Below are 13266 nucleotides of genomic sequence, written 5' to 3' on the forward strand. Positions count from 1 at the left end.
TATTCCCAAGAATAAGGGCACGGGCACAGTGACGATATTGACTGGCAAGGCCGAGGCTCGTCGAAGACCGCAACCCGATAGGTCCGGGTTGCTGCGAAAGATTTGGGAGCATCGCGCTGACTACGCTTATGTGCTTCCGGCGATCGCCGTGATGCTCATCGTCATAGCCTACCCTATCTACTACACGATCGAGCTGTCGTTCTTCAATACGCCGCCCGGCCTGCAGCTCCGGGACAAGATTTTCATCGGTCTCGACAACTACACCTCCATCCTCACAAGTCCGGTATTCTGGAAGGTCACCTCGAACACTCTTATCTGGACGCTGGGATCCACGCTCATCTCATTTGTCCTGGGGTTTGCCTGCGCCCTGGCGCTCCATCGTGACTTTGTCGGCCGTGGGATTCTACGCGCCGTCCTGATCATTCCCTGGGTCATCAGCGCGGTTGCGGCATCCTATATCTGGAAGTGGATCTACCATTCGGACTTCGGGATCATTGGCGCGGTGCTGGTCGGCCTCGGATTGGCTGACCGGTCGCCGAATTTCATCGACAGCGTCAGCACCGTGCTGCCCTCGCTGATCGTCGTCAATATCTGGCGAGAGTTTCCGTTTGCCATGATCATGATGATGGCCGGCCTGCAGACGGTTCCCGACCAGTTGCTGCGCGCCGCAAAAGTCGATGGAGCCAATGCATGGCAGCGGTTCTGGCACGTCACCTTTCCGCACTTGAGAAACGTCTCGACGGTGACGATCCTTCTGCTGGCGGTGGCCAACTTCAATTCTTTCATCATCCCCTGGATCATGACCGGCGGCGGGCCGTCGAACGCATCGCATATCTGGATCACCCATATTTATGAACTCGCCTTCGGCCGCCAGCGCTGGGGTGTGGCATCGGCGTATTCGGTGCTGCTGTTCGTGATCCTGATGTCGCTCGGATACTTCTACGTCCGTGCGCTGAGCGGCAACGAGCAGAAGGACGGGAGCGCATGAGCACGATTGCCGAGATTGCCCATCGAGGCCAGGCGCACCGCCGTATGCGCATCGATGGATGGCGGTGGGGCGGACGCGTCTTCCTTGTGTTCATGCTGCTTTACACCGCATTGCCGATGATCTGGATGCTGATCACCTCGATCAAGTCCGGCTTCGCGGCCATGCAGTTCCCGCCGCAATGGTGGCCGGATCAACCCACCCTCGCCAGCTACCAGAAGCTGCTCGATCCGCAAAACAGCGTCGGCCAGGACTTCTTGCGCTTCTTCTGGAACAGCCTTTTCGTCTCCACCGCCACGACCATCCTTTCGGTGATCGTGGCGGTTCCTGCGGCCTACGCCTTTTCACGCTTCACCTTCCCGGGCCGGAACTTTCTGTTCTTCGCCGTCTTGCTCCGCAATATGTTCCCGGCGGTGATCTTCCTCGTGCCGCTCTTCATCCTGATGCGGGCAATCGGGCTGGTGAACACGCATGCGTCGCTCGTACTGACCTACCTCACATTCGGCCTGCCGCTGGCAATTTGGCTCCTCAAGGGCTTCTACGACAACATCCCGGTGCAACTCGAGCAGGCGGCCCGCATCGACGGGGCAACGCGGTTCCAGGCCTTTATCCTGATCGTGATGCCGCTCTCGGCGCCAGGTATCATCGCCACGGCGATCTATTCCTTCATCGGCGCGTGGAACGAGTACATTTACGCCTACACCTTTCTCTCCAAGAACGAGCAGCTGACACTGCCAGTCGGCATCCAGCGCTTCTTCTCGGAAAATACAACGGACTTTCCGGGCCTTATGGCGGCCAGCTTCATGATGAGCGTGCCCGTCGTGGTCTTGTTCCTTGTCCTGCAGCGATACTTCGTACGGGCGCTTACGGAAGGTGCAGTCAAGCACTAGAACAGGATGATTTTAGGCCGGTCGGCCTAAAATCTGAATCCTGTTCTAAATTAAAGAGTTAGAGCATGATGTCTTCCGAAAACCGCTCACACTTTTCGGCATCATGCTCTAGGGGAGTTGCCGGTGGCCCACGTGGTCCTCAAAGATCTGGTCAAGACCTACGGCAGCTTCAAAGCTGTCAACAACGTTTCGCTGACGGTCAACGACGGCGAATTCGTTGCGCTCGTCGGCCCTTCCGGCTGCGGCAAGACAACCACGCTCAACCTTGTGGCGGGGCTCATCCCCATCACATCTGGCGACATCGTCATCGGCGACCGGGTGGTCAATGACCTCGACCCCAAGGACCGGGACATCGCAATGGTGTTCCAGAACTACGCGCTCTATCCGCAGAAATCGGTCTACAAAAATCTGGCGTTCCCGCTGCAGATGCGCAAACTGCCAAGAGACGAGATCGACAAGAAGGTCAAGGAAGCAGCGCGCGTGCTCGACATGACGCAGCTGCTCGAGCGCAAGCCACGCGAACTTTCGGGCGGGCAACAGCAGCGCGTGGCGCTCGGCCGTGCCCTCGTTCGCGATCCGGCGGTATTTTTGATGGATGAACCACTCTCAAACCTCGACGCAAAGCTGCGCGTGCAGATGCGGTCGGAGATCAAGCGCTTTCACCAGGACCTCAGGGCGACGATCATCTACGTGACCCATGACCAGCTCGAAGCGGTCACCATGGCTGACCGGATGGCGGTGATGAACGGCGGCTACCTGCAGCAATACGATTCACCGGCGCAGGTCTTTGCCCATCCGGTGAACATGTTCGTCGCCAGCTTCGTCGGCAGCCCGGCGATGAGCCTTGTTCCGCTGGAGGCATCGACGGCAAGCGGCAACACTGTATTGACCGGCGCGGAGGGCTGGCGCCTCGAGCTCTCGCCACAGAACGCACAGAAGGTCGCGAGGGCAACAACCAGAAAGGTCGTGCTCGGCGCGCGTCACTCAACGATCAAGCTGCACAAGAGCGCGATTCCTGGAAGCGTGCCGGCCAAGGCATACACGGTGGAGCCGACCGGAGACGTCACCTTCGTACAGGCGTTCCTGTCCGGCGCCATCGTCAATGTCAGCGTGCCGCCAACCATTGCCGTCGCGCCCGACGAACAGATTTGGCTCGAGTTCGATCAGGAGCGGATGCATCTGTTCGACGGCGAAACAGAAATGGCCCTCAGGGCCAACTGATGACCGCGTGGATGCGCGTGAAAACGAGGGCATGGATGACGACGAAGCTTAAAATCACGGCGATCAAGCCCTATCCAGTATGGGTGGGAACGCGCAATCAGATGCTGGTCAAGGTCGAGACCGACAACGGCATCTTCGGCTGGGGCGAGAGCGGCTTGAGCGGTCGCGAGAAGGCGGTGGCCGGCGCGATCGAGCACTATCGCGAATTTCTCATCGGCCGCGACGCGATGCAGATTGGTCGGATCTGGCAGGAAATCTATCGCAGCCAATACTTCGAAGGCGGGCGTGTCCTGCAGGCGGCGATTTCCGCCATCGATATTGCCCTTCACGACATCAAGGGCAAAGCGCTGGGGGTGCCGGCCTACGAGCTGCTGGGCGGCAAGCAGCGCGACCGCATTCCGACCTTCGCCTCGACCGGCGACGAGGCCGAGGGCGATGTTGCCATCGAACGAGCCCGGGAACTCCGCGCACAAGGATGGCAGGCGATCCGCTTCTTCCCCATCGGGCAAAACAACAAGGACATCTTTGAGCCGCGGGAGTCGATCGGCGCGACCGCAGCGATGCTAAACAAAGCGCGCGAGGCGCTGGGCGACGAGGTCGTCCTCGGCATCGACTATCATCATCGGCTGTCGGTGGCGGAAGCCGCGAGCTTCTGTAACAAGCTCGGTCGTGGCGTGCTTGATTTCCTCGAGGAGCCGATACGAGACGAGACACCCGAGGCCTATGAATCCCTGCGCACGATGACCGACATCCCGTTCGCCATCGGCGAGGAGTTTGCCAGCAAGTGGCAATTCCTGCCCTACATCGAACGTGGCATCCATCAGTTCAACCGGCTCGATGTGTGCAATGTGGGCGGGCTCACTGAAGCGATGAAGGTCGCTGGCTGGAGCGAAGCACATTATGTGGACCTGATGCCGCATAATCCCCTCGGCCCAGTCTGCACGGCCGCGACCATCCATCTCGCCGCCGCGGTACCGAATTTCGCTTGGCTTGAGACCAGGGCGCCCGAAGCAAAGCTCGGCTTCGATAATTCCGACTTCTTCCCCGTGCACCCCCGGCTCGACGGCCCCGACTATCCGGTCAGCGACCTGCCGGGGCTCGGCGTCGATGTCAACGAAGAGGTGGTCAAGGCAGAGAGCTTTCGTTTCTGGGAAGCGCCCCACCTGAAGCGCCGCGACGGTTCTGTCACAAACTGGTAGTTTCATCCACCGGAGCCTAAAATGACGCAGACGCCCGACATTACGCGACCGCCCAAAGAGCTGATCGACGCGCTGAAGGAAATTGGCGCCGCGACGGTTGCCGGCACGCTTGGCCACATGGGCTTTCGCAATCCGCACATGGTCGGTCCCGTGTCGCAGAACCGCGGGAGGTCGGTCGTCGGGCCGGCCCTGACGCTTCAATTCATGCCGCAGCGGCCGGACCTCTTCACCGAGGGAGAATATGCAGATCCGGAGACGCAGTTGCACCGCCACGTGCTTTACCACGTGCAGGAGGGCGATGTGGTCGTCGTTGACGCGCGCGGCGACATGAGCTCGGGCGTCTTCGGCGATATGATGTCGACGTATTTCAAGGGCAGAGGCGGCGCCGGCATCGTGATCGATGGATGCATGCGCGACCGGCCCAATGTCGAGAAGCTGGATATCCCTCTATGGCTGCGCGGCTGGACGCCCAACTATCATGTGCAGACTGGCATCTATCCCAACGCCGTCAACGTTCCGATTGCCTGCGGCGGAGTCACTGTCATCCCCGGGGACATCATCGTCGCCGACGATGATGGGGTGGTGATGCTTCCAGTCGCAATGGCCGCCAAGGTCATCGAAGAATCGCAAAAGCATCACGATTGGGAGGAGTTCTCGCGGGTGAAGCTGATGGGGGGCGGGTCGCTGCAGCGTTACTATCCACTGCATGACGACGCCCGCGAAGAGTACGAAGAGTGGCGGAAAACAAACCGCTTAGGAACAACTTAGCCATGGATTAGCCTAGGTCTGGTTGTTGTGAATCGCAGAGATAAACATTTGACCAAGGTCGAGAAAATGCAGCAACCGTCCACCATGGCTTACAGTCTCAACCAACGCTTCCTGCATTGGGCGATCGCGCTTTTGATCTTCTTCAATCTGCTGTTTCCCGACGGCATGAACATCTGGCATCGGCTGATGCGCAGAGGCGAGGTGCCGACGCCGGAGCAGGTTGCGTCGGCGAATATCCATGCCTATGTCGGCATCGCCATTCTGCTGCTCGCCGTCGTCAGGCTCGGACTGCGTTTTACCAAGGGCGTGCCGTCCGAGGCGGCGGCGGAGCCGCCGATCTTCCGCCTCGCGGCGAAGCTTGCCCATGCCGGCCTCTACATCCTGATCTTCGCCATGCCGCTGTCAGGCATCGCCGCCTACTATTTCGGCATCAATCCCGCCGGGTCGTTCCACGCGGATATCCTGAAGATCATTCTCTGGGCGCTGATCGCGGCGCATGTCGCGGGCGCCCTCGTGCATCAGTTCTACTGGAAAACCAATGTGCTGCGCCGCATGACGCTCGGCTGACTCAATTCACCGCGGTCACGGTAAAACCCTGCTGGCGCAGCAGTTCGATGACGCCGGCCTTGCCGGGCAGGTGCAGGGCGCCGACCGCCATGAAGACGTTGCCGCCGTCCAGAATGAGGGCAGCGCGCTCGGCCATCACCTTGTTGCGGTCGAGGATGACGCGCTGTTCGAAGGCGGCGTAGTCGCTATCTTCGCCTTCCGTCTCCGGCGTCACGGTCTTCAGCATCGGCATGGTCATGCCGATATCGCCGGAGAGATAGAGGTCGGTCATCGTCTCGACGACGTCGCTCATCTTGTCGCCGAGCTCGAGCGTCTCGATCAGCGACTTCAGATGGAATTCGATCGGCAGGTCGGCCATAGCCTGGATCTGTTCGGCAAGGGTCTCCAGCCCCTTGACCTGCTTGCCCTGAGAAACGGCGTCGGTAGCGATCTTCTGGTCGAGGAACTGCACGCCCTTGGCCTTGCGCGCGATCTCGCAGGCAGGCAGGGCGACGGCGCTCGAGATCATCCACGGCCGCATGCGGGAAACGGCACCAAGCGGGATGCCGCGCTGCTTCAAACCGGCTTCGAGGCGCTTGTAGTCCTCGGGGGAAAGCAGTTTGTCGATCGTCGTGCCGTCGGTGAACATCGTCAGCTCCGGCTTTGCGAGCAGGGCCGCGGTCGCCTTGCGCTCATCGAGGATCTCGTCGGATTCGATGATGATCGTATTGGCCGCGTCGTGGGCAGCCTGCGCGCGCGGCGGCAGGGCCAGCACGCGCGGATCGGTGACATGCATGCTGCCGAGCAGCCACGAAGGCTGAAGTCCTGCTTTCTCGATCTTCCAGAAGATGCCCTTGCCGTTTGGCGTAGCGTCGGCTTCTTTCAGCGCCTCGGCATAGCGGGCGGGATCGTTCTGCTGCAGCTCGACCATCAGGTTGCGACCGGTGCAGGCCGCGTCTTCGGCCGCCGCCGGCCTTGCAGTCAGGAAGGCCACAAACAGGGCGGCAAGAAGCAGGATATGAAAGGCCGCAATCAGCCAGAGCAGCAGATTGCCCGGTGCTGCGAGAAAAGTTCGGCGGCCGATTGATGTCGTCATGATGATGTTCCGGTCACATGCCTTATTGTTTCATGCTCTACGCCCGGCTTGCGCATAATCCTTTAAGAGAATGCGTTAACGAAAGCTTAGAGTCCTCTTGCTTCGGCAGAATGTTGCAATCTGACCAGAAAAGGCTCTACGCGCGTGGGTGAGCACGATCATACACCTCAAGCAGGCGCGATGCATCGACGCCGGTATAGACCTGTGTCGTCGAAAGGCTGGCATGGCCGAGCAGTTCCTGGATGGTGCGCAGGTCGCCGCCGCCGGCCAGCAGGTGGGTGGCAAAGGAGTGGCGAAGCGCATGCGGTGTTGCCGTCTCCGGCAGGCCGAAGGCGCTGCGCAGCTTCTGCATGGCGCGCTGGATGATCGCGGGCTGTAGCTTGCCGCCGCGGGCGCCGCGAAACAGCGGTTCGCCGGGCTCGAGATCATAGGGGCAGAGCGTGCGATATTTCTCGACCGCGTCGAACACCACCGACAGCAACGGCACCAGCCGCGTCTTGTTGCCCTTGCCGGTAATGCGCAGCGTTGTGGCGCCCTTCTTCAGCTCTGAGGGAATGAGATCCAGCGCTTCGGAGATGCGCAGGCCGCAACCGTAAAGCAGCGTCATGACAGCCGCATCGCGCGCGGCGATCCAGGGTTCGTCGTGGAGTTGGGCTTCGTTGCTGGCGACGGTGATCGCCTGCGTGTCCGACAGCGGCTTGGGCAGCGATTTCGGCTGTTTCGGCGAGCGGATCGCGCCGGCGCCGGCGGCATTGACCAGGCCCTTCTTTTCGAGGTGGCGCAGCAGTGAACGAAGGCCGGCGAGATTGCGGCCAAGCGAGCGGGCGCCGGAGCCCTGCTTGCGCCGGGCCGCCAGGAAGGCGCGGAAATCGGCGGGACGCAGCTCCCTGATATCCCCAAGCGTCGCCGGGCCGGCGAGATGGCCGGTCAGAAAGGTCAGGAACTGGCGGGTGTCGCGCTCATAGGCATCGAGTGTATGCTCGGAAAGACGGCGCTCGCGGGCGAGGTTTTCGAGCCATGCGGCCCGTTCCGCCATCAGGCTGGGATCGGCGATAACAAGCAGTTCGTTCACGTCGCGGGGCCTTGAATTTGCCTTCAAGTCCGCCAATTTGAAGCAGGAACGGTTATGGAATTGCTAATGCCGGCCAAGCCTTTGTCATCCTTAGATCATATTCCACTGCGATAGCTTATAGCCCATAGACAGGATCTTTCATGGCACGGCGCGACTCCATGACGGCTTTCGGACAGCTCGCGGAAGCGATCGCTCTCGTTTCACAGGGAAAGCCGGGTCATATCGTCGATACGCTGATTGCCGAACGTGGCCGGAGGATCGTCAAAAATCCGCTCTGGCCGGTCATGCGCCCGTTCCTCTACACGCTGCTGCGTTACAACAAGGCGATCGAATTTGCCAATGCGGTGGCCAAGATGCCGGGTTTCCAGTCGTTCGAATATTTGAGCGACGTGCTGAAACTCGATATCGGCATCACCAATGGTGAACGCATCCCCGATACCGGCGGCTTCATCCTGGTCAGCAGTCACCCCACAGGCATTGCCGACGGTGTTGCCGTGTTCGATCTGTTGAAGACGCGCCGGCCGGATATGATGTTCTTTGCCAATCGCGATGCGATCCGCGTCAATCCACGGTTTGCCGAGATGATCATCCCCGTCGAATGGCGGGAGGAGCACAAGAGCAAGCTCAAGGCGCGCGAGACGCTGCAGTTGACCAACCATGCGGTCAGGGAAGGCAAGGCGACGGTGCTCTTCCCATCAGGCCGCATCGCCTACTGGGCGAACGGCCGGCTGAACGAGCGCCCGTGGAAGACCTCGGCGGTCGGGCTGGCGCGCAAATACAATCTGCCGATCCTTCCCGTCCATATGACGGCGCGCAATTCCGGCCTGTTCTATTGGCTGGCGAAATGGTCGACGGAGCTCCGCGACATGACGGTGTTCCACGAGCTCTTGAACAAACGCGGCGACCGCTTCGATTTCGTGATCGGCAATCTCATTCCGGCCGAACATCTGGACGGCGATCTCAATGAGGTGACCAAGGCGCTGGAGCAACATACGGTGCACGACATGGCTAGGGATGGCGACGCGACCTTCGTGCCGGTCAGCCTTCCGGCCGCTGCAACGCCGCGAGAGCTTGCCGTTCCTGCGGTCTAAACAGGTTTTGCCATGCTGGTCGACATCCGTATGATCCGCGATCGATTGCCGCGGGAGATCGGCGACCTCGACAGTGAGGCCCGGCAGGAAGGGTATCGCCATATCACCCGCCTTGTCGACGAATGGTCGGCAGGCGACGTCAGGTTCGAGCGTATCGGCGAAAGGCTCCTCGGCGCCTATGTCGGGGAGACGCTTGCCGGCGTCGGCGGCATGACCGTCGAACCTGCCCTATCGCGGGCTTTGCGGATGCGGCGTTTCTACGTCAGTCCCGCGATGCGCGGGTGCGGCATCGGTCGGCTGCTGGCCCTGGCTCTGCTCGATCATGCGCGGGATTTCTGCCGTGTTGTCACCGTTCATCCGGGCAATCCCGGCGCAGCCAGGTTCTGGGAGGCTCTCGGTTTTCGGCCCTGTGCGCCGGACGGCGATACACTTTGTCTCGACATTGCCCCCATGCCCTCCGGTCGGGATGTTTCAGGCTCGTTCCACACGCTTTAAGCCTTAGGCCCCGATCTCTTTGAGACGAATGGCCTGGCGCGCCAGCAGCCGCTCGATATCGGCAATATCGAGCGGCGAAAGCTTGGCGCCCGGCTTGCGCAGAGTGGCGGATCTGATCACGCCGCGCTTGGCAAGAACGTATTTACGGCAGGCAAGCCCGATGCCCTGCTGTTGTTCGTAGCGGGCGAGCGGCAGATAGGCGTCGAAGATTTCGTGGGCGCGATCCGGATTTCCGGATGCATAGGCCGCGACGACGCCGACCATCATCTCGGGATAACAAAAACCGGTCATGGCGCCATCTGCACCGCGGCCCATCTCTTCGGGCAGAAAAAGCCCGCCATTGCCGCAGAGGATGGAGATGCGCCGCATGCTGCCCTTGTCGCTGGCGGTGCGGAGTGCGGTGATTTTTGACAACCCCGGCCAGTCCTCGTGCTTGAGCATGACGCAATTTTGCACTTCGTTGACGATGCGCTCGATAAGCTTTGGCGCAATCGTCACATTGGTGGTGAGCGGATAATCCTGCAATACGAAGGGCGTATCGCCGAGCGCTTCGCCGACCGACTGGTAGAAGGCGAAAGCCTGGTCGTCGGTCTTGACGGTCCATGGCGGCGCGACCATGACGCCGGCGGCGCCTTCGCCCATGACGGCTTCGGCCAGTTCGCGCATCGGCGCAAGCCCCGGCGCCGACACGCCGACGACGACGGGAAGCCGCCCGTCGACGCGTTTCAGCACACGCTCGACCACGGTCCGCGATTCCGCGGCGGTCAGCTTCGGCGCCTCGCCGAGCTGGCCAAGCACCGTCAGGCCGGTAACGCCGGCGCCCTCGTAGAAATCGACCATGCTGTCGATGCTGCCGAGATCGAGCGCGCCGTCATCGGTGAACGGGGTCACGGCAATGACATAGACGCCCTTGGCATCTTCGGTCAGTCTGGTCATTTGTCTTCTCCGTTTCAGCGGCCGAAGAGCAAAAGCTTCGGCATTTCGAATAGATCTTTTGGCAAACTATGCGGCCAACCGCTTGTCCAGCAACCTTTTCGTTCGGGTCGAGGAAATCGCGGTACAGCTTCGTCATCCACATTTACCGACGGAGGCGCCGCCTTGTCTTTACGGTTCCAATTCCGTCGATTTGCGGGCATGGTCTCGCGCGATGAGCACAGATTCGTCCGATCTCTTTGGCGCGCTTTTCGAGGCACCGCCCGCGAACCGAACGGTTCCCGTGCTGGTGCCGATGCCGGCGCCCAAACCCTATTCCTATTCGGTGCCGGATGGCATGGCGGTCGAGCCCGGCTCGGTCGTAGAGGTGCCGCTCGGGCCGCGGCAGGTGATCGGCGTCGTCTGGGACGGCGGCGAGGATGGTGTCGATCCGAAGAAGCTTCGGCCGATCAGCCATGTCTTCGACTGCCCGCCGCTTTCCCGGGAGATGCGCGATTTCATCGATTGGGTTGCGGCCTATACGCTCTCGCCGCCCGGCCTCGTCGCCCGTATGGCGCTCAGGGCACCGAACGCCTTCGAACCGGAACCGATGGTCGAAGGGCTGAAATTTGTCGGCGGCGAACCGGAGCGGATGACGCCGGCGCGCGCCCGGGTACTTGAAACGGCCTCCGACGGCCTGTCCTGGACACGTAGCGGCCTGGCACATGCGGCGGGTGTTTCGACCAGCGTCGTCGACGGGCTGATCACGCTCGGCATCTTCGAAACCATATTTCTGCCGCCGCCGCCGGTCGTGGCATTGCCCGATCCGGAATTTGCCGCCGCCCGTCTCGAAGGGCCGCAAAAGGAGGCGGCGGCGGAGATCGTTTCCGACATGCGCAAGGGCGAATTTTCGGTGTCGCTGATCGACGGGGTGACCGGATCCGGCAAGACCGAAGTCTATTTCGAGGCGATCGCCGAGACGCTGAAACGCGGCAAGCAGGTGCTGATCCTGCTGCCGGAGATCGCGCTGACAGCAAGTTTCATGGAGCGCTTCCAGGATCGCTTCGGGGCAAAGCCGGCCGAATGGCATTCCGATCTCGCGCCGCGCATGCGTGAAAAGGTCTGGCGCCAGGCGGTGACCGGCGAGGTGCGCGTCGTGGCCGGCGCCCGCTCGGCGCTGTTCCTGCCTTTCGAGGATCTCGGCCTGATCATCGTCGACGAGGAGCATGATCCCGCCTACAAGCAGGAGGATCGCGTCTTCTACAATGCCCGCGACATGGCCGTGGTGCGCGGTCGCATCGGTGATTTTCCCGTCATTCTGGTGTCGGCGACCCCCTCGGTCGAAAGCCAGGTCAACGGTCAGAGCGGGCGCTACAGCACCGTCCATCTGCCGACGCGTTTCGGCGACGCGGCGCTGCCGGACCTGCATCTTGTCGACATGCGCCGGCACGCACCGGAGCGCGGCGGTTTCCTGTCGCCGGTGCTGATCCGGGCAATCGGCAAGACGGTGGAAAGGCGCGAACAGGCGCTGCTCTTTCTCAACCGGCGCGGTTATGCGCCGCTGACGCTCTGCCGGGTCTGCGGTCACCGGTTCCAATGCCCGCAATGTTCGAGCTGGCTGGTCGAGCACCGCTTCCGCAAACAGCTGCAATGCCATCAATGCGGCCATGCCGAGCGCACGCCGGAGGCATGCCCGGAATGCGGCACACTCGACCATCTCGTTGCCTGCGGACCAGGCGTCGAGCGCATCGCCGAGGAGGTGGAGCGGCATTTTCCGGAGGCGCGGACGATCGTTCTCTCCTCCGATATCATGGGCGGGGTGAAGCGGCTGCGGTTGGAGCTGGAGGCGATTGCCAAGGGTGAGGCCGATATCGTCATCGGCACGCAGCTCGTCGCTAAGGGACATAACTTTCCGCTGATGACGCTGGTCGGCATCGTCGACGCCGACCTCGGCCTGGCCAATGGCGATCCGCGCGCTGCCGAACGCACCTTCCAGCTTTTGTCGCAGGTGACGGGCCGCGCCGGGCGCACTGGTCTCAAAAGCCATGGGCTGCTGCAGACTTACCAGCCCCAGCATCCCGTCATGCAAGCGATTGTGTCGGGCGATTCCGACGCCTTTTATGAGCGCGAGATTCGCGAACGCGAACGCGCCATATTGCCGCCCTTCGGCAGGCTCGCCTCGATCATCGTTTCGGCTGAAACCCGCCACGATGCCGAAAACCATGCGCGCGGCATGCGCAATGCGGCGCCGCAGATTTCCGGCATTTCGGTGCTCGGCCCGGCCGAAGCCCCGTTGGCGCTGGTGCGCGGCCGCCATCGCTTCCGCCTCCTGGTGCACGGTCGGCGCAACTCGGACATGCAGGGGTTCCTGCGGGCGATGCTGTCGCAATCGCCCAAGGAGCGCGGCTCGGTGCAGGTTCAGCTCGATATCGATCCGCAGAGTTTTCTCTAAAACAGTGCGCCGCCATTTCCTCCGTTTCCGGCGCATGCCATAAAACACCGAATCATCCGGGCGATTTGGGGCTGATGCATGGATTTTTATTTCCCGACCGAGCTTGGCGAGCAGCTTGCCTTTTGCTCCGCCGCTTTTACGGCGCTCGCCGGTTTCATCATGATGTTTGCGCCAGGTCAGACCTTCCGCCTTCTCGGCCTCCAGGCGCAGGAGGGGCGGCCGGAAGGTTTTGGCGAGGGCCGCTCGATGGGCGGTTTCTATCTCGGCTTCGGCCTGTCGGCGATCATGCTCGCCCAGGACTGGATTTACATGGCGCTCGGCGCCTCCTTTGCGATGGCGGCCTTTGCCCGCATCATATCGATCCTGTCCGATAAGGGGAGTAATATCGTCAACTATTTACTCCTGGTTGTGCAAATTGCCTTGGCTGCGCTGCCGCTGCTCTATGTTTTCGGCTTCATCCAAACGTGAATCTCGCAGTCCGCGGGCGGCTTCTCCGGCCTGCGTCCAGACCATCGCGCAATTTTGCGAACAGAAATTCA

The 13266-nt window shown here is 61.5% G+C and carries 13 protein-coding genes; 10 read left to right on the forward strand and 3 right to left on the reverse strand.

The window, feature by feature from the left end:
* Positions 1-28 precede the first annotated feature (28 nt).
* From ATY29_RS26220 to ATY29_RS26245, 6 genes are all read left to right on the forward strand, one after another.
* The gene (locus ATY29_RS26220; RefSeq protein WP_097533293.1) at positions 29-988 is read left to right on the forward strand and encodes a carbohydrate ABC transporter permease; all 960 of its coding nucleotides are present in this window, start codon (positions 29-31) and stop codon (positions 986-988) included.
* Positions 985-1875, forward strand: a complete 891-nt coding sequence (locus ATY29_RS26225) for a carbohydrate ABC transporter permease (RefSeq protein ID WP_003567228.1) — start codon at positions 985-987, stop codon at positions 1873-1875. The genes ATY29_RS26220 and ATY29_RS26225 overlap by 4 nt, the downstream gene beginning before the upstream one ends.
* A 123-nt stretch (positions 1876-1998) precedes the next feature.
* Positions 1999-3096 carry an ABC transporter ATP-binding protein gene (locus tag ATY29_RS26230; RefSeq protein WP_003567226.1) on the forward strand — a complete coding sequence of 366 codons (1098 nt, stop codon included), beginning with the start codon at positions 1999-2001 and terminating at the stop codon, positions 3094-3096.
* 35 nt (positions 3097-3131) lie between these two features.
* Positions 3132-4295, forward strand: a complete 1164-nt coding sequence (locus tag ATY29_RS26235; protein WP_097533294.1) for a mandelate racemase/muconate lactonizing enzyme family protein — start codon at positions 3132-3134, stop codon at positions 4293-4295.
* Between the two features lie 21 nt (positions 4296-4316).
* Positions 4317-5063 carry a ribonuclease activity regulator RraA gene (locus ATY29_RS26240; RefSeq protein ID WP_097533295.1) on the forward strand — a complete coding sequence of 249 codons (747 nt, stop codon included), beginning with the start codon at positions 4317-4319 and terminating at the stop codon, positions 5061-5063.
* 66 nt (positions 5064-5129) lie between these two features.
* Positions 5130-5630, forward strand: coding sequence for a cytochrome b (locus tag ATY29_RS26245; RefSeq protein ID WP_097533398.1), 501 nt, complete (start codon positions 5130-5132; stop codon positions 5628-5630).
* 1 nt (position 5631) lies between these two features.
* On the opposite strand, the gene ATY29_RS26250 is transcribed toward ATY29_RS26245, so the two are convergent.
* Together ATY29_RS26250 and ATY29_RS26255 are read right to left on the reverse strand one after the other, a co-directional pair.
* Positions 5632-6705: a TraB/GumN family protein gene (locus tag ATY29_RS26250; RefSeq protein ID WP_097533296.1), complete on the reverse strand. Its 1074-nt coding sequence runs from the start codon at positions 6703-6705 to the stop codon at positions 5632-5634.
* A gap of 136 nt (positions 6706-6841) precedes the next feature.
* Positions 6842-7777: a tyrosine recombinase XerC gene (locus tag ATY29_RS26255; protein WP_097533297.1), complete on the reverse strand. Its 936-nt coding sequence runs from the start codon at positions 7775-7777 to the stop codon at positions 6842-6844.
* 140 nt (positions 7778-7917) lie between these two features.
* On the opposite strand from ATY29_RS26255, the gene ATY29_RS26260 reads away from it, so the two are divergent.
* On the forward strand, positions 7918-8868 hold the full coding sequence (locus ATY29_RS26260; RefSeq protein WP_097533299.1) for a lysophospholipid acyltransferase family protein: 951 nt from the start codon (positions 7918-7920) through the stop codon (positions 8866-8868).
* A 12-nt stretch (positions 8869-8880) separates the two neighbouring features.
* Positions 8881-9363, forward strand: coding sequence for a GNAT family N-acetyltransferase (locus ATY29_RS26265; RefSeq protein WP_097533301.1), 483 nt, complete (start codon positions 8881-8883; stop codon positions 9361-9363).
* Positions 9364-9366: 3 nt separating this feature from the next.
* On the opposite strand, the gene ATY29_RS26270 is transcribed toward ATY29_RS26265, so the two are convergent.
* Positions 9367-10299, reverse strand: coding sequence for a dihydrodipicolinate synthase family protein (locus ATY29_RS26270; RefSeq protein ID WP_097533303.1), 933 nt, complete (start codon positions 10297-10299; stop codon positions 9367-9369).
* A 211-nt stretch (positions 10300-10510) separates the two neighbouring features.
* On the opposite strand from ATY29_RS26270, the gene ATY29_RS26275 reads away from it, so the two are divergent.
* Positions 10511-12727 carry a primosomal protein N' gene (locus ATY29_RS26275; protein WP_097533400.1) on the forward strand — a complete coding sequence of 739 codons (2217 nt, stop codon included), beginning with the start codon at positions 10511-10513 and terminating at the stop codon, positions 12725-12727.
* A gap of 78 nt (positions 12728-12805) precedes the next feature.
* Complete coding sequence (locus ATY29_RS26280) at positions 12806-13195, forward strand: AGROH133_08824 family phage infection protein (protein ID WP_003567206.1); 390 nt, start codon at positions 12806-12808, stop codon at positions 13193-13195.
* Positions 13196-13266 lie beyond the last annotated feature (71 nt).

The sequence above is a fragment of the Rhizobium hidalgonense genome, assembly GCF_002914525.1.
Taxonomy (GTDB): Bacteria; Pseudomonadota; Alphaproteobacteria; order Rhizobiales; family Rhizobiaceae; genus Rhizobium; species Rhizobium hidalgonense.